Source organism: Vibrio sp. 1727 (assembly GCF_033344415.1).
GTDB classification, from domain to species: Bacteria; Pseudomonadota; Gammaproteobacteria; order Enterobacterales; family Vibrionaceae; genus Vibrio; species Vibrio alginolyticus.
This window is the reverse complement of record NZ_JAWPOT010000704.1, coordinates 1-509: the sequence shown is the minus strand read 5'-3', so window position 1 is coordinate 509 and position 509 is coordinate 1. Positions and strand designations below refer to the sequence as shown.

Here is a 509-nt window from a genome sequence, read left to right as displayed (position 1 = left end):
AATTAAAATGAAAAACCGTGCGGCTTTTAGCGCACGGTTTACTCAGTGTACTCATTAACAAGTATTTTGGAAGCTCTTTTGTTGCCGTTATGCAGAAACGGCTACTACTTCCAATAATTCAGATAAACTGTCTGCGACAAAATCTGGGTTTGAAGCTGAAATAGGCTCACCATGGTTGTAACCGTATGTTAAACCAAACGAAGCACAACCTGCGTTTTTCGCAGCAAGGATGTCATTCTTCGAGTCGCCAACCATCAGCATTTCGCTCGCTTTCACCTGATGTTTTTCCATCAACCAGTTCAGTGCGACTGGATTTGGTTTTTTCTCAGGGAATGCATCACCACCCAATACGTCCACAAAGTATTTTGCGATGCCATGTTGATCTAGAATTTCTGGAACAAACTTCGATGGTTTGTTCGTTACAAGCGCCATCGTAAAGCCTGCCTGATGTAGCTCTTCTAGCGTCTCTTTTACTGTTGGGTAAAGATGGCTCAGCTGATGACCGCTTT

1 protein-coding gene is annotated in these 509 nt (G+C 43.2%); it reads right to left on the bottom strand.

All coding sequences use genetic code 11. The features are described from left to right. Positions 1–87: 87 nt before the first annotated feature. The coding region (locus tag R8O10_RS27720; protein ID WP_318192294.1) for an HAD-IIIA family hydrolase at positions 88–509 on the bottom strand (422 nt) is incomplete at its 5' end.